Annotated in this window: 16 protein-coding genes and 2 pseudogenes; 10 read left to right on the top strand and 8 right to left on the bottom strand. The window is 70.2% G+C overall.

Going from position 1 to position 23,045, the window contains the following annotated elements; all coding sequences use genetic code 11:
* The first annotated feature begins 48 nt into the window (after nucleotides 1-48).
* On the top strand, nucleotides 49-639 hold the full coding sequence (locus O7632_RS09375; RefSeq protein ID WP_278113187.1) for an N-acetyltransferase: 591 nt from the start codon (nucleotides 49-51) through the stop codon (nucleotides 637-639).
* Nucleotides 640-657: 18 nt separating this feature from the next.
* Here O7632_RS09375 and O7632_RS09370 read toward each other — a convergent pair whose 3' ends face one another.
* The gene (locus O7632_RS09370) at nucleotides 658-2,025 is read right to left on the bottom strand and encodes a class I SAM-dependent methyltransferase (protein WP_278113185.1); all 1,368 of its coding nucleotides are present in this window, start codon (nucleotides 2,023-2,025) and stop codon (nucleotides 658-660) included.
* Nucleotides 2,026-2,088: 63 nt separating this feature from the next.
* On the opposite strand from O7632_RS09370, the gene O7632_RS09365 reads away from it, so the two are divergent.
* The 4 genes from O7632_RS09365 (at nucleotide 2,089) to O7632_RS09350 (ending at nucleotide 5,755) form a co-directional block, all read left to right on the top strand.
* Nucleotides 2,089-2,670: an IS607 family transposase gene (locus tag O7632_RS09365; protein ID WP_278113183.1), complete on the top strand. Its 582-nt coding sequence runs from the start codon at nucleotides 2,089-2,091 to the stop codon at nucleotides 2,668-2,670.
* Nucleotides 2,667-4,040 (top strand): IS607 family element RNA-guided endonuclease TnpB, encoded by a 1,374-nt coding sequence (tnpB, locus tag O7632_RS09360; protein WP_278113181.1) that lies wholly within the window; start codon nucleotides 2,667-2,669, stop codon nucleotides 4,038-4,040. Before O7632_RS09365 ends, tnpB begins: the two co-directional genes overlap by 4 nt.
* A gap of 341 nt (nucleotides 4,041-4,381) precedes the next feature.
* The gene (locus O7632_RS09355) at nucleotides 4,382-4,894 is read left to right on the top strand and encodes a DinB family protein (RefSeq protein WP_278113179.1); all 513 of its coding nucleotides are present in this window, start codon (nucleotides 4,382-4,384) and stop codon (nucleotides 4,892-4,894) included.
* A gap of 141 nt (nucleotides 4,895-5,035) precedes the next feature.
* Nucleotides 5,036-5,755 (top strand): methyltransferase domain-containing protein, encoded by a 720-nt coding sequence (locus tag O7632_RS09350; protein ID WP_278113177.1) that lies wholly within the window; start codon nucleotides 5,036-5,038, stop codon nucleotides 5,753-5,755.
* A gap of 39 nt (nucleotides 5,756-5,794) precedes the next feature.
* Here the strand turns inward: O7632_RS09350 and O7632_RS09345 are convergent, their stop codons facing one another.
* Nucleotides 5,795-6,469 (bottom strand): TrkA family potassium uptake protein, encoded by a 675-nt coding sequence (locus O7632_RS09345; protein ID WP_278113176.1) that lies wholly within the window; start codon nucleotides 6,467-6,469, stop codon nucleotides 5,795-5,797.
* A complete protein-coding gene (locus O7632_RS09340) occupies nucleotides 6,462-7,946 on the bottom strand; it encodes a TrkH family potassium uptake protein (RefSeq protein ID WP_278113174.1) in 1,485 nt (494 codons plus the stop codon). The genes O7632_RS09345 and O7632_RS09340 overlap by 8 nt, the downstream gene beginning before the upstream one ends.
* On the opposite strand from O7632_RS09340, the pseudogene O7632_RS09335 reads away from it, so the two are divergent.
* Nucleotides 7,945-8,598, top strand: a pseudogene (locus O7632_RS09335) (ion channel); the annotation flags it as partial. The gene O7632_RS09340 and the pseudogene O7632_RS09335 overlap by 2 nt on opposite strands.
* A 431-nt stretch (nucleotides 8,599-9,029) precedes the next feature.
* Complete coding sequence (locus O7632_RS09330) at nucleotides 9,030-10,589, top strand: trypsin-like serine protease (protein ID WP_278113170.1); 1,560 nt, start codon at nucleotides 9,030-9,032, stop codon at nucleotides 10,587-10,589.
* A gap of 1 nt (nucleotide 10,590) precedes the next feature.
* Here the strand turns inward: O7632_RS09330 and O7632_RS09325 are convergent, their stop codons facing one another.
* The 5 genes from O7632_RS09325 to O7632_RS09305 form a co-directional block, all read right to left on the bottom strand.
* Nucleotides 10,591-11,469, bottom strand: a complete 879-nt coding sequence (locus O7632_RS09325; protein ID WP_278113168.1) for an LLM class flavin-dependent oxidoreductase — start codon at nucleotides 11,467-11,469, stop codon at nucleotides 10,591-10,593.
* 26 nt (nucleotides 11,470-11,495) lie between these two features.
* Complete coding sequence (locus O7632_RS09320) at nucleotides 11,496-13,565, bottom strand: glycogen debranching N-terminal domain-containing protein (protein ID WP_278113167.1); 2,070 nt, start codon at nucleotides 13,563-13,565, stop codon at nucleotides 11,496-11,498.
* Nucleotides 13,562-13,966 (bottom strand): SCP2 sterol-binding domain-containing protein, encoded by a 405-nt coding sequence (locus O7632_RS09315; RefSeq protein ID WP_278113165.1) that lies wholly within the window; start codon nucleotides 13,964-13,966, stop codon nucleotides 13,562-13,564. The genes O7632_RS09320 and O7632_RS09315 overlap by 4 nt, the downstream gene beginning before the upstream one ends.
* Nucleotides 13,967-14,102: 136 nt before the next feature.
* Nucleotides 14,103-14,765, bottom strand: a complete 663-nt coding sequence (locus tag O7632_RS09310) for a GNAT family N-acetyltransferase (protein ID WP_278113163.1) — start codon at nucleotides 14,763-14,765, stop codon at nucleotides 14,103-14,105.
* A gap of 179 nt (nucleotides 14,766-14,944) precedes the next feature.
* A complete protein-coding gene (locus O7632_RS09305; protein WP_278113161.1) occupies nucleotides 14,945-20,023 on the bottom strand; it encodes an NAD-glutamate dehydrogenase in 5,079 nt (1,692 codons plus the stop codon).
* A gap of 282 nt (nucleotides 20,024-20,305) precedes the next feature.
* Here O7632_RS09305 and O7632_RS09300 point away from each other — a divergent pair, with 282 nt between their 5' ends.
* From O7632_RS09300 to O7632_RS09295, 3 genes and pseudogenes are all read left to right on the top strand, one after another.
* Complete coding sequence (locus O7632_RS09300) at nucleotides 20,306-22,297, top strand: penicillin-binding transpeptidase domain-containing protein (protein ID WP_278113159.1); 1,992 nt, start codon at nucleotides 20,306-20,308, stop codon at nucleotides 22,295-22,297.
* Between the two features lie 41 nt (nucleotides 22,298-22,338).
* Nucleotides 22,339-22,521, top strand: a pseudogene (locus O7632_RS32200) (hypothetical protein); the annotation flags it as partial.
* Nucleotides 22,518-23,045: a flavoprotein gene (locus tag O7632_RS09295; RefSeq protein ID WP_278113157.1), complete on the top strand. Its 528-nt coding sequence runs from the start codon at nucleotides 22,518-22,520 to the stop codon at nucleotides 23,043-23,045. The pseudogene O7632_RS32200 and the gene O7632_RS09295, both read left to right, overlap by 4 nt.

The following is a 23,045-nucleotide window of genomic DNA, read 5'->3' as shown; positions in this document are numbered from 1 at the left end:
GGGCCAATTCGGTTGCCTGGTTGGCGTCCGGTCGGCCTAATGGTGACCATGCTGGTCAGACGGGAACGCCCGGCCGACGTGCCGGTGGTCCGTGCGGTGGTGGCCGCCGCGTTCGCGCGGGCGGGGCAGCCGGATCCACCGATCGAGGTGCGCCTGCTGGACGAGTTACGGGGCGACGAGTCGTGGCTGCCCGCGCTGTCCCTGGTCGCCGTCGAGCACCGTGCCGACGGCGGCGACACCGACAGCCAAGGCAGAGGCGGCAGTGACGGCGGAGACGGGAGTGACAGCGGGGGCGGCGGTGACGTCGTCGGGCACGTCGTCTGCACCCGGGCGTACCTCGACGACCTGCCGGTGCTGGGCCTCGGCCCACTCGCCGTACGTCCGGACCGGCACGGTCGCGGCGTCGGTACGGCGCTGATGCACGCGGTTCTCGGCGCGGCCGAAGCCCTGGACGAGCCGTTGGTGGCGCTGCTCGGCGACCCCGCCTACTACCAACGGTTCGGCCTACGGCCCAGCCAACCGCTGGGCGTCGTCGCGCCCGACCCGCGGTGGGGCAGGTACTTCCAGGTCCGGGTGCTCGGCACCGACCCACCGACGCCGGGGACGTTCCGCTACGCCGAGCCGTTCAACCAGCTGTGACCGCCGCCCTCGTCCGGCTCAGCTGTTCACCGGTCGGCGGGCCACCAGCAACACGTGAGTGACCGGCCACTCCATCGCCGCCCCGTCCAGGGTGCGGAGTGTGGCCACCGGGTCGAGCCGGTTGGTGACGATCCAGTCGTTACGCCACGGCCCGCTCGCCGCCTCCACCTCGAAGCCGACGTCGGCCAGCAGCGCCTTCCAGTCGGCGTACTCCAGCCCGCAGAACTGCTCACGGGTCTCCGACAGCCAGTTGTCCGGATAGTCCTTGCGGGTCAGGAAGTCCATCGCCGCCCCGAGCGTCGTCTCGACCACGCCGGGCCGGTCGGGCACCGGCTGATAGGGCGTCGGGAAGGCGAAGTCGACCGCGAACTGGTCGAGCCGGGCCCGGGTGGACAGGACACGAACGTGCTGCGCCACCCGCGCCGCCGGTAGCGCGGCCAGGTCGGTACGGGGAGCCGCCGGATTCGCCCCGTCGGTACGGCAGAGGTCGAGCAGCACCGGACGGTCCCGGCCGTCCGGTCCGCAGACGTCGCTGTTGATCCACACCCCGCCCGGTACGGTGTGGTCGTAGATCGCCTGGACGAACCGACGTACCGAGTCCAGCTGGGCGCCGTACGACCAGATCTCGTGGGTCAGCGCGAACGTCAGGGTCGTGTCGACCGAGCGGGGCGGGAACACCGCACCGCCGAGCACGTTGCGGTGGTAGAAGAACACGTTCGGGTTGGTGAAGAAGCCCTGCGCCTTCTTGTGTACGCATTCCTCGAACAGGTGCCGGGCCACCTCGACCCCGATCAGGTCGCTTTCCCGCAGGGCCGGTTCCCGGTCGGCGAGCTCCAGCACCGCGCCGGCCCCGCACCCGATGTCGACGATCCGCCCGGGTCGGACGTGCTCCCGGACCGCCGTCCACTTGCGGTGCGCCGCCTCGGCGAACGCCTCGGCGTAGCTACGGTAGTCCCGGGTGGCGGTCAGCCCGCCCTCGTCGCCCACCACCGGGTCGTTGACGACCGCCTGGACCAGCCGGTCCAGTCCGTATCTGTGGAAGATGTCGACGGTGGCCGGGTGCGCCAGATCCCGCCACGTCTCGTCGCCGGCGGCCAGCCGCAGCAGTACGTCCCACGGCCGGTCCGGTGACGGCGACACCTCGGCTTCCACCCCGGCCACCGGGAAGCCGAGCTCGGCGTACATCGCCGCCACCTCCGGGGTCGAGCAGGCCAGCACGGTGTTGGTCGCGGTCAGTTCCAGCCCGGTCGCCGCCGCCACGTTTTTCAGGGTGACCTCGGCGAACCGGGTGGTCGCCCGGGTGTCGAACACCGGCACCACCAGCGACCGCAGCCCGGTCAGTACGCTGAACCGCTCGATCGCCGCCTCCCGGCGGTGAAAGGGCACGGGGTAGCTGACTGTTGGCGCTCCGGGCATCTATGGCGCTCTTGAAGCTGCTATGATGCTCGCGTGAACCTCAAGGAGTGGGCAGCGTCGACCGGCATCGCGTACATCACCGCTCGGCGACAGTACGCAGCCGGGACGCTGCCTGTTCCCACCTACCGGATCGGTCGACTGATCATGGTCGGTGAGCCGGTCACCGGCACGTCGGCCGAGACGGGGCAGACCGTGGTGTACGCCTGGGTGTCCTCAGCCGATCAGAAACCCGACCTGGACCGGCAAGTCGCCCGGGTCACCGTGTGGGCCACCGGGCAGAAACTCGGCGTCGACCGGGTGGTGACCGAGGTTGGATCCGCGTTGAACGGGCACCGCAAGAAGTTCCTCGCGCTGCTGCGCGACCCGAAGGTGGCAACGATCGTGGTTGAGCATCGGGACCGGTTCGCCCGGTTCGGGGCCGAGTACGTTGAGGCGGCGCTGGCCGCGCAGGGCCGCCGACTGCTGGTGGTCGACCCGGCTGAGGTCGACGATGATCTGGTCCGCGACGTGACGGAGATCCTGACGTCGTTGTGCGCCCGCCTGTACGGGCGTCGCGCTGCCGCGAACCGTGCCCGCCGGGCGGTCGAAGCCGCCACCGAGAGTGGCCCGGCGTGAAAACGATCCAGGCGTACCGGTTCGCCCTCGACCTCACCTCGCGCCAGGAACGCGACGTCCTTGCACACGCTGGGGCCGCCCGGCTCGCCCACAACTGGGCGCTCGCGAAGGTCAAGGCGGTCATGGACCAGCGCATCGCCGAACGCTCCTACGGCGTACCAGACGAGTTGCTAACGCCATCACTGTCCTGGTCGCTGGCCGGTCTTCGGAAGGCCTGGAACGCCGCGAAGCCCGACGTCGCGCCGTGGTGGGGTGAGGTGTCGAAGGAGGCGTTCAACACCGGCCTCGACGCGCTCGCTCGCGGGTTGAAGAACTGGACTGACTCCCGCAGCGGGAAACGCGCCGGTCGGCCGTCGGGTTTCCCCCGGTTCAAGTCCCGCCGCCGTACCACGCCCAGCGTGCGGTTCACCACCGGGGCGATCCGGGTCGAACCGGACAAGATGCACGTGGTGCTACCCCGGCTGGGCCGGTTGAAGTTGCACGAGTCCGCCCGCAAGCTCGCCCGCCGTATTGAAGCCGGCACCGCCCGGATCATGTCCGCGACAGTGCGTCGTGATGGCGGACGGTGGCATGTGTCGTTCACCGTCGAGGTCGAACGCGCCGAACGCAGCCCGGCCCGACCCGGCTCGGTGGTTGGTGTGGACGTCGGTATCCGGCATCTCGCGGTGCTGTCCACCGGCGAGTTGGTCGACAACCCGCGCCACCTCGTGGCCGCGCGGCAACGGATGCATGCGCTCGGCCGGACGCTGTCGCGCAAGCAGGGCCCGGACCGGCGTACCGGACGACGTCCCTCGAAGCGGTGGGAACGGGCCGCGAGCCGGCTCGGTCGCGCTCACGCCCGGGTCGCTCATCTGCGCCGTGACGGGCTGCACAAGCTCACCACCCGACTCGCCACGACGTACGGCACCGTTGTGGTGGAAGACCTCAACGTCACCGGCATGCTGCGCAACCGGCGGTTGGCTCGGCACGTCGCCGACGCCGGATTCTCGGAGATCCGCCGCCAGTTGGCGTACAAGACCGGATGGAACGGCGGCCGGCTTGTGGTGGCCGACCGCTGGTACCCGTCCAGCAAGACCTGCTCGGGCTGTGGCACGGTGAAAACCAAGCTGGCCCTGTCCGAGCGTGAATACCGGTGTGAGGCGTGCGGTCTAGTCATCGACCGTGACCGCAACGCCGCTGTGAACCTGGCCGCCCTTGCGGCGGCAACCGCCGGGAGTGGCCCGGTGGCAGCACGTGGAGCCGACCAGAAGACCCGCACACGCGGGCAGGTGGCCGTGAAGCGTGAACCCGGCACCGCTCAAGCGGATCAGACCGGGACCGTCCTACCGCAAGGCAGGACTACCAACCGTGCGCTCACTAAAGCCCACTGAGAGGTAACGGTTCCGTCGGGTGTTGCTGTGGTTGGCCGACGTGACCGCCCAGACCACCGTGCACCCGTCACCGTCACCGTCGGTATCGGTCGCGGTGGTCGCGGCCAGCTGACGCAGATAGTCGGCCTGGAACCGGGTAAGCAGGTGATGCCGACCGGGAAAGAGCAGGTAGCGGGCCATCCGTCGTTGATAACCTACGGCGCGGCCGGGCCGGCCGGGCTGGTAGGGGTCCGGGCTGGTAGGGGTCCGGGCTGGTAGGGGTCCGGGCTGGTAGGGGTCCCGGTCGGTAGGGTCGGCGGGACGGCGGCGGTCTCGATCAGCGGCGGAGAGGTACGGAAGCGATGCGGGTCTGCGAGCTGCTGGTGGAGACTTTCGACCGCCTGCCGGACCTGGTCCGGGCCGCCGTGGAGGGACTCGACCCCGAGCAGCTGCGCTGGGCCCCGGCGGACGGTGCCAACCCGATCGGCTGGCTGGTCTGGCACCTCACCCGAATCCAGGACGACCACCTGGCGGAGATCCTCGGCGAACCGCAGATCTGGGTGGGCGGTGACTGGGCGCGACGGTTCGGGCTGACCGCAGACCCGGCCGACACCGGCTACGGTCACACCGCCGAGCAGGTCGCCGCCGTCGCTGCGGACAGCGCCGAGACGCTGATCGACCACTACAGCGCCGTCGCCACCCGTACCCGGGAATTTCTGGTCACCGTGAGCGACGACGACCTGGACCGGATCGTGGACGACAGCTGGGACCCGCCGGTGACCCTCGGGGTACGGCTGGTCAGCGTCGCCAACGACGACCTACAGCACGTCGGACAGGCCGGTTACCTGCGCGGGCTACTCGACACCCGGCGCTGACGACCGGCGCGGCGGCGACGCTGCGTGGCTACCTCGGCATAGAAGACATAGTTGACGGATCATGCCATCCCCGGCATGCTGTGGCTGCCGCTCGCCGGTCTGCCGCTCGCCGGTCGATCACCCCCTGTGGAGGAGACCTCCGTGACCGCATTCGCCTCCGACGCAGCCACTGCCGGCCCCGCAGCAGCCGGCCCCGCAGCACCGGACGTCGCCGGCGGCAGCGGCGTACCGACGGTCGGTATCTCCGACGCGGCGGCGGCCGGGCTGGTCCGGCAGCGGCGCGACGGACCGATGTTCCTCCGCGAGTTCCTCCGCTCACCCACCCGGGTCGGCGCGGTCGCACCGAGTTCCCGGCGACTCGCCGACGCGATCACCAGCCCGATCCCCGAGCGGGGTGATCCCATCGTGGTCGAGCTCGGTCCGGGCACCGGGGCGTTCACGGCGGTGATCCAGTCCCGGCTCGCCGGCCGGGGCCGGCACCTCGCCATCGAGTTGAGCCCGACCATGGCCGAGCTGCTCGCCAGCCGCCACCCGGGTGTCGAGGTGATCACCGGAAACGCCGCCGACTGCCGGTCGTTCCTCACCGAACGCGACCTGTCCCACGCCACGGTGGTGGTCAGCGGACTGCCGTGGGTGTCGTTCCCGCGTGACCTGCAGCTTGCCTCGCTCGACGCGGTGCACGACGCGCTGTCGCCCGACGGGGCCTTCACCACGTTCGGATACGTTCTCACCCGGCACACGCCGCCGGCCCGCCGGTTCCGGCAGCTGCTGCACGACCGGTTCGAGGAAGTGGTGGTCGGCCGGACCGTCCTGGCGAACCTGCCGCCGGCCTTCGTATACCACGCCCGCCGACCGCGCTGACGCCGGCTCAGGCTGACGCCGGCTCAGGCCGACGCCGACTCAGGCCGACTCGGCGAACCGCTCCACGTCGTTGATCCGGCCGATCACCAGAATGATGTCGCCGTACATCAGCACGGTGTCCGGCGTCGCGTGGGTGAACCGGGCCTTCGCCCCGTGCGCCTCGCTCTTGACCGCGACGACGGTGACGCCGAAGCGGGACCGGACCCGGGACTCGCGCAACGGGACACTGACCACCTCCTGCGGCGGAGTCGTCTTGATCATCGCGAAGTCCTGGTCGACCTCGACGTAGTCGAGCAGCCGACCGGTGAGCAGATGCGCGACCCGTTCGCCCATGTCGTGTTCGGGGAGCACCACGTGATGTGCCCCGATCCGCTCCAGGATCCGGCCGTGCTGGCGGCTGATCGCCTTGGCCCAGATGTCCGCGACGCCAAGCTCCGACAACAGCGACGTTGCCAGGATGCTCGCCTGGATGTCAGTGCCGATCGCCACCACCGCCCGGTGGAACTCACCGACGCCGAGTTGGCGCAGCGCCTCCAGATCGGTGGCGTCGGCGGTCACCACGTGCGGCAACTGCCCGCTGAAGCCCTGGGTGATCTTCGGATCCCCGTCGATGCCGAGCACCTCGGTGCCACGCCCGGCCAGTTCCAGCGCGAGCGCGCCGCCGAACCGACCCAGGCCGATCACCACCACCGGCTCGTTTCGTGAATCAGCCAACGATCGTCCTCTCCTCGGGCAGCTCGTAGCGTCGGCCGCGTTCGCGCAGCGCGAGCGCGGACGCGACGGTCAACGGCCCGATCCGACCCATGAACATCAACAAGATCAGCAGTACGTCGGCGGCCGGCGGCAGACCAGCGGTGATGCCGGTGGACAACCCGACCGTGGCGAACGCCGAGATCACCTCGAACAGCACCTGATCCAACGAGTAACGGGTCATCGCGAGCAGCGCGAACGTCGCCACCGCGACCGCCCCCAACGCCAGCAGGACCACCGCCAAGGCTTGGCGCTGGTTGCTCTCCGGCACCCGGCGGGCACCGATGTTGACCTGCGTCTCGCCGCGCATCTCCGCCCACAGCACGAACGCCAGCAGGCCGACGGTGGTCACCTTCACTCCGCCGGCGGTTCCCGCGCTGCCCCCGCCGATGAACATCAGGATGTCGCTGAGCAGCAGGCTCTCCGGCCGCATCGCACCGATGTCGACGCTGTTGAACCCCGCCGTACGGGTCATCACCGAGGCGAAGAACCCGGCCAGCAGCTTCTCCGGCGCGGCCAGCTCGCCGAAGGTGCCCGGATTGCGAAACTCGACGATCGTGAACAACACCGTGCCGAGGATCAGCAGGCTGACCGTCAGCACCACGGTGATCCGGGTCAGCACCGACCACGTCCGGGGCCGTCGCCACGAACGCAGCAGCTCGAAGACCACCGGGAAGCCGAGGCCACCGACGATCACCGCTACTGAGACAGAGATCATGATCCACGGATCAGCGACGAACCGGACCAAACTGTCTGTGTACAGGGCGAACCCGGCATTGTTGAAGGCCGAGATGGCGTGGAAGAGTCCGTGATAGGCCGCCTGGGCCAACGGGTAGTCGTACCGCAGGGCGAAGCGCACGGTCAGCACCACGGCCACCACGAACTCGCTGGCCAGGCTGAACAGCACGATGTTGCGGACCACCCGGCGGACGTCACGCATGCTGAGACTCTTCGTCTCGGCCTGGGCGAGAAACCGGGCCCGCAGACCCAGCCGGCGGGACAACAGAACGGTCAACAGGGTCGCCAACGTCATGATGCCCAGGCCGCCGACCTGGATCAACGCCAGGATCACCAGCTGCCCGAAGACCGACCAGTACCCGGCGGTGTCCACCACGACCAGACCGGTCACGCAGACCGCCGAGGTCGCGGTGAACATGGCGTCGACCAGCGACGCGGACTGTCCGTCCCGGCTGGCCACCGGAAGCATCAACAGCGCGGTACCGGTCAGCACCGCGACCGCGAACGCGCCGGCGATCACCTGCGCCGGATGCTGGAACCGGTCCGCCCCGCGCCGCCACATCGGTACCCGCCACCGCCGGCCGGGGCGGCCCGACCGGCCGGGGCTGCCGGGGCGTCCGGACCGGCGGTTGGCGGCTTCGCCACGTCCCGGGGTCGGGCCGGTCGTCGGCCGGTTGCCGCCATCAGGCAGCCTGTCGGGCATGTCTCTCCAGGATGAAGGGCCTGCTGTCGCCCAGGACGAAGATAAAGTCGCCAGGTGGGAGCGCCGGACGGCGGGCGCGCTGACCGTACTCGCCGTGGCGTTCCTCGTGGTGTACGCCGCGCCCATTCTCTACCCTGAATTGCCCGCACGCTGGCGGGATGTGTGTGTCACTGCCAACATCGGGATCTGGCTGCTGTTCTGGGGCGACTACCTCGTCCGGTTGTGGCTGGCCGGCAACCGGTGGCGGTTCGTCCGCGCCCACCTGTTCGACCTGATCGTGCTGCTGCTGCCGGTGCTGCGGCCGCTACGGATGCTGCGGCTGGTCACCGCCGTACTCACCCTGACCCGACGGACCGAGATCTGGGCGCGTGGCCGGCTGGCGCTCTATGTCGGCTCGACCACGGTCCTGCTGGTGATCGTCTCCGGGCTGGCGGTGCTCGACGCCGAACGCGCGGACCCGGACGGCGCGATCACCAACTATCCGGACGCGCTGTGGTGGTCGGTGGTGACGATCACCACCGTCGGCTACGGCGACTACTTCCCGGTCACCACCACCGGCCGGTTCGTCGCGCTCGCCCTGATGATCGGCGGCATCGGCCTGATCGGTTTCGTCACCGGTTCGCTGGCCAGCTGGATCGTGGAGCGGATCTCCACCGCCTCGGCCGAAGCCGACGCCGATACCGACGCCGAATCCAACGCCAAATCCAACGCCGACGATTCCGAAGCCGCCGCGGACGCCAGGACGGCACCGGCCACCCGGGCGGACCTCGCCGCGCTCACCGCGGAGCTCACCGCGCTGCGGACCGAGGTGGCCGCGCTGCGGACCGAGGTCGGTGGCACCGGTGTAGACGCGGCACCAGCGCCGGCACCAGCGCCGGCACCAGCGCCGGCACCAGCGCCAGCGCCAGCGCCACGATCGACCCAGGATTGATCATCACGCTGTCTAGCTAATTCGTGCCAACCGTCGCCGCGACGACCGTCGCGTCCCGCCGGGAAGCTCCACTCTGGTCGACAACAGCCAGCGACGCCCCTCATCCCCAGCGGGGCGAGCGATCCGCTGGCACGTCGATCTGGAGGATCGCCATGCGCCAACACCACGTCCCGGGCAGGGACCGATCCCGCCACCGGCTGGCCGCGTCACTGGCCGCCAGCCTGCTCGCCGGGCTCGCACCCCTGCTGGCTCCGGCACCGGCCCACGCCATCGTCGGCGGCCAACCCGTCGTCGCCGGTGACCTCGCCTTCGTCGCCGAGGTCCGCAACACCACGTCCGGCGGCCTCTGCACCGGCTCGCTGATCCACCCCGGATGGGTGCTCACCGCCGCGCACTGCGCCGTACCGGCCTCGGTCGGCGACGTGTCGGTCCGGGTCGGCAACACCGTCGCCGGCACCGGCGGCGAGTCGCGCCGGATCACCCGGATCCTGGCCCACCCTGATTACATCGGCGGACACAACGACGTCGCGCTGCTGGAACTCAGCACGCCGATCACCACCATCACCCCAGTCCGGCTGGCCACCCCCGCCGAGGCACACCTGTGGAACGGCGCGCAGGGCGGCCCGTTCACCCCGTACGACCAGGGTGTCGCCACCGGTTGGGGGCGCGACGGCACCGGCGGCCTGCCGTCGCGGCTGCAGTTCGTCGGGGTCAACATCACCCCGCCGCAGCCCGACGGCCTGGGCATCAAGCGGATCATGGTCGACCGTGGTCCGTGCCAGGGCGACAGCGGCGGCCCGCTGCTGGTCTCGTCCGGCGGCACCTACGTGCAGGCCGGCGTACTCAAGGCGGCCAGCTGCACCGGCATCGGCTCCTACAGCGAGGTCGGTGCCGGTAGCAACCGGACCTGGCTGCTCAGCCAGCTCACCTCCCTGCGGTACGCCCCGTTCGGCCTCGTCGACTGGGACGGCGACCGGCACACCGACGTCATCAGCCGGCAGGACGACAACGGCCTGCTCTGGCTCGACCCCGGCCAGAGCGTCCGCGCGCCGTCCGGCGTCCTGTCGGTGCGGATCGGCAACGGCTGGCGCGGCTACACCTCGTTCGGGGCGGCCGACTGGGACCGCGACGGCAACGCCGACATCCTCACCCGCAACGACACCACCGGTGACCTGTGGCTCTATCCCGGACGGGGCGTACGCGGATACCCGACCACGCCGGTGCGGCTCAGCGGCGGCTGGCTGGGCCACACCTCGTTCGGGGTGGCCGACTGGGACCGCGACGGCAACGCCGACGTGCTCGCCCGACAGGACGGCACCGGACAGCTGTGGCTCTACCCGGGTACGGGCACGCGCGGGCCGGCCACCACCGCCCGGGTGCTGATCGGCTCCGGGTTCAACGCCCACAGCCCGTTCGGGGTGGCCGACTGGGACCGCGACGGCCACACCGACATCGTCACCCGGGACAACGACAGCGCCGACCTGTGGCTCTACCCCGGCCAGAGCCGACGCGGCACCTCGAGCGTGCCCCGGGTCCGGATCGGCAACGGCTGGCGCGGCTACACCGCGTTCGGGGTGGCCGACTGGGACCGCGACGGCCACACCGACATCGTCACCCGGCACGACGCCAGCGCCGAGTTGTGGCTGTACCCCGGCCAGAGCCGACGCGGCACGTCGACCGCACCCCGGGTCCGGATCGGTGCCGCCTGGTGATTCACCTGCGCAGGGTCGGCAGCACCTCGGTGGCGACCTCGACGAGGACCCGCTCGTCACCGGCGTACCAACTGCTCCGACGTGGCCAGTGCACGATCACGTCGGTGAACCCGAGACCAGCGGCCCGCTCGACGGCGTCGGCGAAGAAGCTCGCGCTGGAAAGGGAAAAGACCGGCGCGGAATCCAACAAGAGGTAACGGCGCAGGCCGGCCGGATCCCGGCCGGCCTCGTCCATCGCCGCCGTACACCGGTCCGCCAGCCCGGCCACCGACGCCCACCAGCCGTCCAAGTCGTCGAAGACCGTCCCGGTGGTCACCCAGCCGGCGCCGAACCGCGCTGCCAGCGCCATCGACCGGGGACCGTTCGCGGCCAGCACGAACGGTACGCGGGGCTGCTGCCGGCAGCCCGGGGTGCTCCGGGCGTCCACCGCCTCGAAGTAGCGTCCCCGCCAGGTGACCCGCTGTTCGCGCAGCAGCCGATCGAGCAACTCGACGAACTCGGCGTACCGGTCGACCCGGGCGCGGGGCGACAACGGCGCGACACCGAGCACCTCGGCGTCGAAGCCCTGCCCACCGGCACCGATGCCGAGCAGCAGCCGCCCGTCGCAGATGTCGTCCACCGCGGTGATCTCGCGGGCGAAGTGCACCGGGTGACGGAAGTTCGGCGAGGCGACCAGGGTGCCCAGCGGAATCCGGGAAGTGACCGTGGCGGCGGCGGTCAGCGTCGGCACCGCGTCGAACCAGGGCCCGTCGACCAGGTCACGCCAGCCCAGATGGTCGTAGGTCCAGGCATGGTCGAAACCCCACCGCTCGGCCTGCCGCCACCGCTCGGCGGTCACCGACCATGGTTCGTCCGGCAGAATGACGATCCCGACTCGCACGATCGCCAAGACTACGGCACGCGCGGTCAGGCCGGTTGGCGTCGCTTGCGGTGGATGTCCATCCGGCCACGGCCGAAGGCGTCGATGTGCCCCCACCGCCCCGGTATGTCGAGCAACTCGATACGACCCATGTCGATCGGCAGCGCAGGATCGACGACCAGGTGCTCGCCCTGCGGCTCCAGACCCAGCAGGGTTCGCAGCAGCAACAAGGTGGCGCCGGTCGACCAGGCCTGCGGGCTGCAGGACGTCGGATACTCCACCGGATACTTTGTCAAGGCCCGGTCGTAGCCGCCGAACGCCTCCGGCAGGCGGCCGTCGAAGTACTGCGCGGCGTTGACGATCCCGTCGGCGATCCGGGACGCCTCCTCCACGAACCCGTACCGGCGCAGACCCCAGGCGATGAACGAATTGTCGAACGGCCAGACCGTGCCCACGTGGTAGCCGATCGGATTGAACCGGCCCTCACCCTCGGCCAGGGTGCGCACCCCCCAACCGGAGAACATCCGGGGGCTGAGCAGATGCTTGGCCACCTTCTTCGCCTTGGCGGTGTCGACGATGCCGCTCCACAGCAGATGGCCGATGTTGGACGACAGCGCGTCGACCTGGCCGCCCTCCGGGTCGAGCGCGAGAGCGAAGTACTCACCGTCGGCGACCCAGAAGTCCCGGTTGAACCGGGTCTTCAGGTCGGCCGCCTCCCGCTCCAACTGGTCGGCGTACCCCGGGTCGCGCCAGATCTCGCGGGCCAGCCGGGCTGCGCGCACCTTCGCGTCGTACGCGTATCCCTGCAGTTCGCAGGTGGCCCGGGGGAACTCCGGCAGCCGGCCGTCGCGATAGCAGATGGAGTCCCACGAGTCCTTCCAGCACTGGTTCTCCAGACCGGTGTCGGTGTTGCGCCGCTCGTACCAGACGTAGCCGTTGCCGAGCAGGTCGGCGTAGGTGTCGATCCAGTGCAACGCCCGCCGGGCCTCCTGCTCCAATGCCCGGACCAGCTTGACGTCGCCGGTCCACCGCTCGTACTCGTCGAGCAGGACGACGAACAGCGGCGTCGAGTCGGCGGCCCCGAAGTACGGGGTGTGCGGCTGCTCCTCGAACGCCGACGACTCGCCGTACCGGATCTCGTGCAGGATCTTGCCCGGCTCCTCGTCGCGGAAGTCGTCGAGTTTGCTGCCCTGCAACGCGCCGAGCAGCTTCAACGTCGACGAGGCCAGCTCCGGAGCGAACGGCAGCGCCTGCAGGCTGGTGAAGATGCTGTCCCGGCCGAACATGGTGGCGAACCACGGGACGCCCGCCGCCGGCACCGACTGCCCGCCGAGCGACAGCGGTGTGTAGCGCAGCGCGGCCAGGTCAACCATGCTCCGCTTGTACGTCGACGCCAGCGGCTCGCATTCACAGGCCAGCCGGGGCGCCCGCGCCAGCCATTCTTCCAGGTCGCGGCGCATCTCCGGCTTGGGCCGGTCGAAGTGCTGGCCGAGCAACCCTTCCCGCAGGTCCCGCCCGTCGGGGCCGATCGCGGTGGTCTTCACCTTGATGTGGGTCACCCACTGGCCGTGCGGTTCGATGGTGATGGTGAAGCTGAGCCCGTGCTCGTCGATCGTCGCCGGCTCACTGCTGGAGATGATCGTCTCCCGATGGAAGCTCTCCCGCTGGTAGCCCAGCCGCAGACTGTCCCGGTCCACGTGTGCGTAGTGCTTACCCACCTTGTGCCGGACGTCCTTGATCTCGAACAGGTCGGCGAAGTCCGCACCCGCTTCCAACCGTACGGTGAGCTCCATCGGCTCCTGGGAGTGGTTGAGAATGGTGATCTCCTCGTCGAAGCTGCCGCCCACCCAGCGTTGCCGGATCACCGACATCTCGGCGTCGACGTAGTGCGTCGGCTCGCCCGGCACCAGGAAGAACCGCGCCTCGAAGTACTGCAGGTCGTCGACGGAGAGCGAACTCAGCCGTTCGCCGTCGATGGTCAACTGCCACTTCGACAGGAACCGGGTGTCGAAGGAGAACAGCCCGGTCGGCGCCGCCGGGGAGGCGTCGATGTCGCCCTGGGTGTCGCTGACCACGAAGGTGTTTCCGTCCAGGATGCTGACCATTCCCTCGGTCATGATTCCGTCCTCTCCCGCCGGACGAACGTGCGTGGATCACGGGCACCGGGCGGCCCCGGCATCATCCGCTCGAGCAGGATGAGCAGCCGCAGATCACCGAGGACCATGATCTGTCCGCGCAGCATCGCCGCCATCGGATTGATCTCTCCACGGGCCATCGCCTCGAAGATCACCCGGTCGGTACGCAGGACGCAGTCCGCGTCACGCTGCTCCCGGGTCACGGTCGCCGCGCCCTTGTCGAGGGCGACGAACCAGTAGTCCACCCGCTCGTCGTGGGCCAGGTCGAACCGGACCGTGCCGGAGATCTGACGCAGCAGGAAGATGCTCTCCTTGCGCGTGATCCGATCGAAGAATTCCTGTGTGACCTGCGACTGTTCGACAGCCGGCGTCGTCTGCGGCATCATCGGCTCCCTCCGCCCACATCGCAGACTCGCCGTGAATCGGGTGGCCCGGCATCATCCGGACCGGGTGAACCACGAGCGGCCGGAGTCAGTCAGCCCGAGTCGATCGACGGGCCGGAGGCAGTCGCCGGGCCGGTCAGTCGGCGGAGATGCCGTACGCCGTCCAGCCCCGGTCCCGGAAGCCGGCGGCGTCGGCGACCCGGGCCGACGCCAGGTTGCCCACCTCGTGCAGATAGGTGGGGACCGCGCCGTTGTCGAGCACCCGGCGGGCCGCCTGGGCGACCAGCCGCCGGGCCAGACCCTGCCCCCGCGCCGCCGGTACGGTTCCGACCGCGATCTCCTGGCCGTGCGCGTCGTGACGCTTCACCCCGACCCCGGCCAGGAAGGCCCCGTCGGCGTCGCGGGCCACCAACACCTGCCCGGTGAACGGGCGTAGCCACGGCGGCACCACCTCGTCGTCGGACGCGATCCAGTCGCCGGCGTCGGGCAGCGGCGCGGGTGCCAGGCAGTAGCGGAACACCGCCCGGTGGGCCCGCCAGTCGGCGTAGCCGACCGCCGCCGGCAGCTTGGCGAGCAGATCCCCGACCGGCAGGTCGCTCATCGCCCGGACCGCCGTCACCCGGTCCGGCGGTACGGACAGCACCGCGCCACCCGGTGCCCCCACGCCCACCAGCGGATGCGGTCGGCCGTCCCAGCCGGGGCGGACCCGCCGCTCGGAGCCGACCACCTGCAGTGGCCGGCCGGCCGGCCACTGTCCCAGCCAGCTCACCAGGTGGTGGTAGAGGCGCTTGTCGAGCATCCTGCCCCCTGCCGGTCGTACGGGCTGGCGGCCCGTACCGAAGTCGTCGTCTGAAACGGAGCGTATGCCGCCTCGGCGGCCTGGAACGGAGCGTATGCCGCCTCGGCGGCCTGGAACGGAGCGTATGCCGCCTCGGCGGCCTGGAACGGAGCGTATGCCGCCTCGGCGGCGTCGATCGGTCAGGTGGCCGAGGAGGTGCGGACCAGGGTCCGGATCTGGCGTAGCAGAACGGACAGCGCGGCGAGATCGGCCGGCGAATGCGCGAAGTCCTCCATCGCCCGGCTCACCCGGACCACGGCGCTGGCGTTGGCCTGCTCCCACTGCTCGGCCCGCTCACCGACCGGCAGATCCGACTTGGTGCTGGTGAGCACCTCCACGGTCAACGCCGCGAGCGCCGCGTACAGGTCGTAGCGCAACGCCGTACGGGCCAGCGTCTGCCACCGGTCCTCCCTGGGCAGCAGGGAGATCTTGGAGAGCAACCAGTCGACCCGGAACCGTTCGGAGAGCATGAAGTAGACGGCGGCCACCTCGGTGACGTCCCGGTCGGTGTCGGCGGCGGCCTCCACCACGTCGAGCAGGCCAAAACTGTACATGATCCGGGTGGCCCGGTCGGCGAGCTCCGCCGGCAACCCACGACCGATCATCGTCTCGACGTGCGCCCGCAGCGATTCGCGCTCGTCGCCCCGGAAGTAGCTGCCGAGTTCGGGCAGCAGTCGGGAGACCCCGGCCCGCAGCCGGGCGGTCTCACCCGGCACGTCCAGCGGCGACCGGCGGTTGGTGACCAGCCACCGGACCGCGCGGTCCAGCAGCCGCCGGCTCTCCAAGTGCACCGTGACCTGGACCTCGGTCGGCACCACGTTGTCCAAGGCGTCGATACCGGCCCAGAGTTCGTCGAGCCCGAAGACGTCGCGGACCACCACGTAGGCCCGCAGCACGTCGGCGGCGGACGCGCCGGTCTCCTCCATCGTGCGGAAGGCGAACGACACCCCACCCCGGTTGACCGCTTCGTTGACCAGGCTGGTCACCACGATCTCCCGACGCAGCCGGTGCCCCGACATCCGCTCGGCGTACCGCTCGCGCAGCGGGGTCGGGAAGTAGTCGACCAGGACCTGGTCGGTCCAGGGTTCGTCGGCCAGCCCGTCGGCGAGCGCCTCCCGCTCCAGCGCGATCTTGGTGTAGGCCAGCAGCACCGCGAACTCGGGGCTGGTCAGCCCGTCGGCACCGGCGGCGATCCGCTCGGCCAACTCGTCGTCGCCGGGCAGCGCCTCCAGGTCACGGTCGAGGTGCCCGGCCTGTTCCAGGTCGGCGATGAGCCGGCGGTGCACCGGCAGCAGCGCGCGGGACTGCGCGCGGGCGTTGGCCAGCGCGCGGGCCTGACCGTAGTTGTCCCGCAGCACCAGCGCGGCGACCTCGTCGGTCATCTCGGCCAGCAACATGTCTCGCTCCGGCACGGTCAACTCCCCGTCGGCGACCGCCGCGCCGAGCAGGATCTTGATGTTGACCTCGTGGTCGGAGCAGTCCACCCCGGCCGAGTTGTCGATGAAATCGGTGTAGATCCGGCCGCCCGAGGCGGCGTACTCGATCCGGCCGCGCTGGGTGAGTCCCAGGTTGCCGCCCTCGCCGATCACCTTCGCCCGCACCGACCGGCCGTCGATGCGGATCGCGTCGTTGGCCTTGTCGCCGACCTCGGCGTGCGACTCCGTCGACGCCTTGACGTAGGTGCCGATCCCGCCGTTGAACAGCAGGTCCACCGGGGCGCGCAGGATCGCCCGGATCAGCTCCGGCGGGCTCAGCACGTCGACGGCGTCGTCGAGGCCGAGCAGCGTGCGGACCTGCGGACTGATCGGCACCGACTTGGCCGTACGCGGATACACCCCGCCGCCGGCGGAAATCAGCTCCGGACGGTAGTCGGCCCACGACGACCGCGGCAGGTCGAACATCCGGCGCCGTTCGGCGTGGGAGACGGCCGGATCCGGTTCCGGGTCGAGGAAGACGTGCCGATGGTCGAAGGCCGCGACCAGGCGCAACCGGTCGGATAGCAGCATCCCGTTGCCGAACACGTCACCGGACATGTCGCCGATGCCGGCGACCGTGACGCTCTCCCGCTGGATGTCCACGCCCAAGTCCCGGAAGTGCCGCTTGACCGACTCCCAGGCGCCTCGGGCGGTGATACCCATCCGCTTGTGGTCGTAGCCGGCGGAACCACCGGAGGCGAAGGCGTCGCCCAGCCAGAAACCCCGCGACAGCGAGATCGCGTTGGCCACGTCGGAAAAGGTCGCGGTGCCCTTGTCGGCGGCGACCACCAGGTACGGGTCGTCGCCGTCGTGCCGGATCACCCGGGGCGGGGGTACGATCCGGCCGCCGACGATGTTGTCGGTGACGTCCAGCAGGCCGGAGATGAACTGCTGGTAGCAGGCCACCCCTTCGGCCTGCACCGCTTCCCGGTCCGGTGGCTCCGACGAGCCGCGCCCACGCGTCGCACCGCCGGACGGTTTGACCACGAACCCGCCCTTGGCCCCCTCCGGCACGATCACCGCGTTCTTGACCATCTGCGCCTTGACCAGGCCGAGCACCTCGGTCCGGAAGTCTTCCCGCCGGTCCGACCAGCGCAGCCCACCCCGGGCGACCTCGCCGAACCGCAGATGCACGCCCTCGAACCGGGGTGAATAGACGAAGATCTCGTACCTCGGTCTGGGGGCCGGCAAATCCGGGATGGCCTGCGGGTCGAGCTTGACCGCCACGTACGGGATCGGCCGGCCGTCGGGCCCCCGCTGGTAGAAGTTGGTCCGAAGGGTGGCCAGGATCAGTGTCAGGTAACCTCGCAGGATCCGGTCCTGGTCGAGGCTGTCGACCTGGTCGAACTGGTGCCCGACCGAGGCGACGAGTTCCTGTCCGCGTCGGCGCCGTTGCTCGTCGTCGACGCCGGTGCTCGGCGAGAAACGGGCCTCGAAGAGATCGACCAGCAGCCGGGCGATCGCCGGATAGCTGACGAACGTCGACTCCATGTACTCCTGGGAGAAGACGGTGCCCGCCTGGCGCAGATACTTCGCGTACGTCCGCAGCACCACCACCTGCCGCCAGGTCAGCCCGGCCCGTAGCACCAGTTCGTTGAGCCCGTCGATCTCGGCCTCGCCGCGCCAGGCGGCGGAGAAGGCGTTCTCCACGTGCGGGCGGACCTCGGCCAACGCCCGCGCGCCGACCGGCAGCCGCAACCCGAAATCGTAGAGGTAGATCAGCTGGTCGGCGCGGCCGATCTCGTACGGCCGCTCGTCGATCACCTGCACGCCGAGGGAGTGCAGCACCGGCAGGACGTCGGAGAGCACCATCGGTTCGCCGTACCGGTAGACCTTGAACCGGACGTCTCGTTCGTCGACGTCCGCGCCGGACGGACGGAACAGGTGCATCTCCAGCTGCCTGGGTTCCTCCAGCAGTTCCAGCTTCGCCAGGTCCTGCACCGCCTGGTACGCGGTGTGTTCCTCCTTGTATCCCTCCGGGAAGGCGTTGGCGTACCGCCGGTAGAGCGACTTGGCCGACTCGTCGCCGAGTTTGCGGTCGAGCACGAGCCGGAAGTCGTCCTCCCACAGGCGGGTGGCGTCGGCGAGCAGTTCGGCGAGCCGGTCGGCGTCGACCGTGGTGGGTGGGTCGGCCGGGTCGGTACGCACGATGAAATGCACCCGGGCCAGCATCGACTCGGTGACCCGGGTGGTGTAGTCGACGCCGACGCCGTTGAGTTCGCGCAGCAGGATCTGCTGCATCCGCAGCCGGTTGTGGGTGGTGAACCGGTCCCGGGGCAGGTAGATCAGGCAGGACATGAACCGCCCGTAGCCGTCCTGGCGGACGAACAGCCGCAGCTGCCGACGACCCGCCATCCGCAGCACCCCGAGTACGGCGTGGTAGAGGTCGTCGGTGCGGATCTGGAACAGTTCGTCGCGCGGGTAGGTCTCCAGGATCTGCAGCAGGTCCTTGCCGGAGTGGCTGCGCGGGCTCAGTCCGGAGCGTTCCAGCACCTCCGCGACCTTGCGCCGGACCACCGGCAGTTCCTGCACGCTGGTGCGGTACGCGGCGTTGGAGAACAGGCCGAGGAACCGGCGTTCCCCGACGACCGCGCCGGAGGCGTCGAAGATCTTGAACGCGATGTAGTCCAGGTAGGCGGACCGGTGCACGGTGGCCCGCGAATTCGCCTTGGTGATGATCAGCAGGCGCTGCTCCAACGCCTTGGCGGCCGCCTGCGGGGTCATCGAGGCCAGCAGCCGCGGTCGGGTCTGATCCTGGCGGAGGATTCCCAGCCCGGTGCCGAGCACCGCGACCAGCGCCTTGTCCCCGGCACCGCTGTCCGCCAGCCGGTACTCGCGGTAGCCGAGGAAGGTGAAATGGTCATCGGCGAGCCAGCGGAGCAGTTCGACCGAGTCGCTGATGTCCTTCTCGGGTACGGGCGGAACGCTCGACGTCCGCCCGGCGCGGTCGAGTTCGTCGGCGATGGACAGGGCCCGCCGACGCATCTTGGGCCAGTCCTCGACGGCTTCCCGTACGTCGGTGAGGACCCGCTGCAGGTCACGGCCGAGCCGGTCGCGGTCGTCGGGGTCGCGGATGGGATCGATTTCGATCCGCATCCAGCTTTCCACCAGGTCCCCGTCGATGGCGTCGTCGGGTTCGACGTCGGCGGCGACCTCGGTGAGCTGACCGAGTGGTTCCCGGCGGACCACCACCAGCGGGTGCACCAGCACCTGGACGTCGAGATGACGTTCGGTCAACAGCGCGGTGACCGAGTCGACCAGGAAGGGCATGTCGTCGGTGACGATCTCGACGACGGTGTGCGGCTGGCCGTCACCCGGGCCGGTGAGGCGTAGTTTCAGCTCGCCGGGTAGTCGGTGTGCGGCGAGCTCCCGATGGGAGCGGGCGGCGGCAAGCATCTCCTGCGGGGTGTAGCCGATCAGTTCCTCGTCGGCGGCGAACCGCCAGAACCGGTCGACCAGCGAGGCGGTGTCGTGATCGGCGTCGGCGAGCGAGACGGCCTGGGCGATCAACCGCTCGGCGCTGGGCATCGGCTCGTCGAGGTCGGCGTCGTCGCTGTCGTCGACGACCGCCGCGAGCGTGGTCTCCGGCGGCGTGAACGTCCATCCCTGGGTCTGACCGGTGGGTCGGGGCACGGTGGTCGGATCCGGATCACCGGGCCGGCCGCCGCGTACCGCGTCAGGCTCGCGGCGGTCGTCACCGGCCAAGGACGCGCGTTTGGACTTCGTCACCGGACGCCGGTTCATGGTGCAAACTCCCCTCGGCCCCACCACGCTGTGGGGTCAACCACGGCCAAGCCTATGCCTCTCGAATCATGATCCCGCCGGGCATCGGTAGGAGACCGTCGAGTTGGCGACACCGTTTGAACACCGTGTGTGATATTGGCTGGTCCTGATGACCCCTTCATGGTCGCCTTTACCCCGCCGATCGGCGATCATCACCTTGCCCGGCCATCCGGGTACCGCCTACGGTGCGCTGCCGTACTACCGTTCGGTTGTCCGCCATGCGTCCGGAAGGGGGACCGCCGCATGCGTTTCACGGTGCCGAACGTCGCCGATCCGCGTCACCGCCACCAGCGCCGTCACCGTCAGCGGCTCCGGCCAGCCGCCGCCGCGACCGGGGCGCTGCTGGTCGCGACGCTGCTGGCGGCCTGCTCCTCCGATGACAGTCCGGACGGCACCGTCGACGCCTTCCTCGAGGGCTGGCTGGCCGGTGATCTGTCCCCCATCGGTTTCATCGACACCGCCGGCCAGCGGGTCGCGGCCACCGAGGTCAGCGAGGAGCTGACCACGCTCGTCGGCGAACTCGGCGACCCGCCACCGCAGCTACGCCGCGAGTCCGATGCCACGATCGACGCCGACATCGCGACCAGCACGATCGCCGTCGAGTGGACACTCCCCGGCGACCTGCGGTGGAGCTACCCGACCACGGTCCGGTTGCGGCGCGGCCCCGACGACGCCTGGCAGGTCATCTGGGAGCCGAGCGTCGTCCACGACCAGCTCGAATCCGGCGACCAGTTGGCGCTGCGCCGGCTGACCCCGCGACGCGGCCCGATCCTCGACGGCACCGGCGAACCCATCGTGACCCCACGCGGCGTCGTCGTGGTCGGTGTCCAGCCCAGCGAGGTAGCGGATCCCGCCGTACTGGCCGGGCAACTGGACGCGGCGTTCCGGGCCATCCGTCCGGCCATCGACCCACCGATCGACGTCTCCGACCTGCCCGACCGGCTCGCCGCCGCCAAGCCCGACGCGTTCGTCGACGTGGTGACCCTGCGCGACGAGGCATACCAGCAGATCAGCTCCCGGATCTACGACCTACCCGGCACCAAGTTCCGCGGCGAACGGCGTGATCTCGCCCCCACCAGGGAGTTCGCCCGAGCCCTGCTCGGCACCGTGGATCCGGTCCAACGTCAGGACATGGAGACGCACCCCGGCCGGTACGTCGTCGGAGACCTGGTCGGCCACGGCGGGCTGCAGGGCGAGTACGAGCAGCGGCTGCGGGGCACGCCCGGCCTGTCGGTGCTGATCGCGCGGGCGGGACCGGACGGTACCGTAGCCGCCACCGACACCGTGCTGTTCACGACCGAAGCGCAGGCCGGCGAACCGGTGCGGACCACGCTCGACGCCGCCGTACAGACCGCGGCCGACGCCGCTCTCGCCGGCGAGGAGCGGCGCAGCGCCCTGGTCGCCGTACGGATCAGCGACGGCCATCTGGTGGCGGTCGCCAACGGACCCAACGGCGGTACGGAGAACCTGGCCTTCACCGCCCAGGTGCCACCCGGCTCGACGTTCAAGATGGTCAGCACCCTCGGCCTGCTCGAATCGGGGGCGATCACGGCGGACCAGCCGGTGGGCTGTCCCCGGGCCGCCAGCGTCGACGGGCGCACGTTCACCAACGCTGACAACTTCGAGCTGGGTACGGTGCCGTTCCGTACCGCGTTCGCCCGGTCCTGCAACACGTCCTTCGTGGAACTCGCGCCGAAACTCGGCGCCGACGGCCTGGCCGAGGCCGGCCGGCTGCTCGGCCTGGAGGCCGAATGGCGCCTGGGCACCCCGGCGTTCGGCGGCGCGGTCTCCACCGGCGGGCCGGCCCCGGAACGCGCCGCCGCCGCGTTCGGTCAGGGCACCACCCTGGTCAGCCCGGTGGCGATGGCCGGCGCCACCGCCGCCGTGGCCCGGGGACAGTGGCGCCAGCCGGTCCTGATCGTCGACCCCGCGCCGCAGGATCCGGCAGCTGACGGCCCGCAACTGGACACCGCCGCCGCCGAGGCGCTGCGGTCGATGATGCGCGAGGTCGTGACCGAGGGCACCGCCGAGGCGCTGCGGGACGTGCCGGGCGAGCCGGTGCACGGCAAGACCGGCACCGCCGAGTACGACGACGACCCGGCCAACACCCACGCCTGGTTCATCGGCTGGCAGGGAGACCTGGCGTTCGCGGTCTTCGTGGAGCAGGGCGGATCGGGTTCCGGTCAGGCGGTGCCGATCGCGGAAACCTTCCTACGCGGCCTCGCCGCCAACTGACCGTCAGCGGGCTGCCCTGGGGGATGTAGGGGCTCAGACCCGCAAGCGATGCTCCAGCTCCTGGAGTACGAAAGCTCCTGGAGTACGAACGCCTCGTACCCGAGGCCATCAAGCTCAACGCCACCGCCGCTGACCTCATCGCCCAGCTGCTCCGGCGGGAACGCCGCAGCGATACACCAGGGCTACGAGCCCTCGCCAACCGGGCAGGAGTACAGAACTCATGACCGAAGCCGCCCCCATCGTCCTACTCGTCATATGCGCCGCACCGCCGGCCGCCCAGGTGGCCGAGCTGGCTGGACAACTCCGTAGCGACGGCTGGGACGTATATCCCGTGATAACCGAGGCCGCTGGCGAATGGGTCGACCCCGCATCCCTTGAGCGGGTCACCGGCCACCCAGTCAAACGCGAACCACGCGGACCGCAGGAACCGAAGTCTCTGCCAAGGGCCGATGCCATCATCGTCGCACCGGCTACCTTCAACACGATCAACCAGTGGGCGGCCGGCACCAACAACACAGCAGCGTTGGGCATCCTCAACGAGGCGTTGGGATCGGGTACGCCAGTGATCGCCTCGCCGTACGCGAAGGCGGTGCTCGCCGCCCACCCAGCCTTCAGCCGCAGCATCGACCTGCTCGCCGGTGCTGGCGTTCGCTTCACCGCCACCGACGCCCTGCGGCCGGCTGTCCCGGACGGTCCATTCCAGTGGGAAGCCGTGCTCGACCTACTGACAACGCACCATCGGGACTGA

This window comes from Solwaraspora sp. WMMD406, assembly GCF_029626025.1.
Classification (GTDB): Bacteria; Actinomycetota; Actinomycetes; order Mycobacteriales; family Micromonosporaceae; genus Micromonospora_E.
The sequence above is the reverse complement of the archived record's forward strand: the minus strand, read 5'-3'. Positions and strand labels throughout refer to the sequence as shown.